Consider the following 1,445-nt stretch of genomic DNA (forward strand, 5'->3'; position numbering starts at 1 on the left):
TACCGCCGCATTCAAGTCCTCGAGCGTCACTTCGCGCTGCTTCCGTGCGCCAGGCAATGGTTTCGGTTTGCGTACCGCGGCGCCGCGATTGGTGCGGGATGGCGAGCCTGATACGCGACGGTTATCGCGTTGCGCCTGCAGCGCCTGGGCGACGCGCAGCGCATGGCCGAGCCGCTTGTGCTCGATCACGGCGCCCTGGTCGATTTCCGAGAGCTTGTCATAGGGGATACAGGGCAGTGCTGCACCACCGGCCCGCAGCTCGATGCGACCGTCCGGATACTCCCATACCTCGATGTAGCGGCCGATCAGCCGGCGGGTTGCCGGTGTGTCCTTCAGCAGCCAGATCACGCGGTCGTTCAGCAGCGTGAGTGAATCCGATACCTTGCGCTGTACCCGCCAGGTCAGGATTGCGTCGAGATCCTCGTCCGCACGCAGCGGCCGGTGTGCATCGAACCGGCTTCTGGGCGGCTTCGCGAAGCGCGCGTTGTAGGCCGCCATGAAGGCGGGGGCCCAGTCGTTCGCTTCGTCCAGCGTGCTGATGCCGCGCAGGCGCAGTTCCTTCACGAGGCGATCCTGCAGCGTCAGGTTGGCGCGCTCCACGCGGCCCTTGGCGGGGCTTGAGTTCGCGCAGAACGTGTCGATATTGAGCTCATACATCGCCCGGCCGAACTGGGTGACACCTTTGCCTGCAGTCTCGGCGCGGCGCTTCACGTAAAAGACGCTCGCCTTGTCGCTGTAGAACGCCACCGGTTTGCCGTGGCGCTCCAGATACGCGCGCGTGGCCTCGAAATAGCTGAACGTCGATTCGGTCTGCGTGAAATGCAGGTGCATCAGCCGGCTCGTCGCGTCGTCCACGTACACCAGCAGCGTGCAGGCCGGCGCCCGGTCCTCGAACCAGCGGTGGTCGCTGCCGTCGATCTGCACCAGCTCGCCGAAACATGCACGCCGTGCGCGCGGCTGGTAGACCTTCGGTGGACGCTGTTTGCGCGGCACCCACAGGCCGGCCTGGGTCATCAGTTGGCGCACCGTTTCCTTGCACAGCCGGATGCCGTGGCATTCGTCCAGCTTCTCGCGGGCCAGCGTCGGCCCGAAATCGGCGTAGCGCTCGCGGATGATCATCAGGGCGCGCAACGCCAGGCCTTCGTCGAGCTTGCGGTTACCTGGCTGACCGCGCCGGCCCGAGGCCACGCCAGACGGCCCGTGCTCCCGGTACCGGATCACCAGCCGTTCGATCTGACGTACTGTCAGACCCAGCCGTTCGGCGGCACGGCCGGGCTTGAGGCCCGTCTCAACGATGGCCTGTATAACCTTCAGTCTGTCCAGTTCGCGCATGCTCAAACTCACCAGCGTCGTGTCCGGCTTCATGGCAGGCCCCGCAGCGGTTGCAGCAGTCTGCCAGCTTGCCAGCGCTCAAAAACACGACATCTGTAAATAGCCAGAACACG

1 protein-coding gene is annotated in these 1,445 nt (G+C 65.3%); it reads right to left on the bottom strand.

Translation table 11 applies throughout. The annotated features are described in order from the left end of the window. Nucleotides 1–1,365, bottom strand: a 1,365-nt coding sequence (locus AB3X98_RS41940) for an ISNCY family transposase (protein ID WP_368607188.1), incomplete at its 3' end; no start/stop codon positions are given. Between the last annotated feature and the right edge of the window lie 80 nt (nucleotides 1,366–1,445).

It is taken from the genome of Paraburkholderia sp. BR14312 (assembly GCF_040948675.1).
GTDB classification, from domain to species: Bacteria; Pseudomonadota; Gammaproteobacteria; order Burkholderiales; family Burkholderiaceae; genus Paraburkholderia; species Paraburkholderia nodosa_A.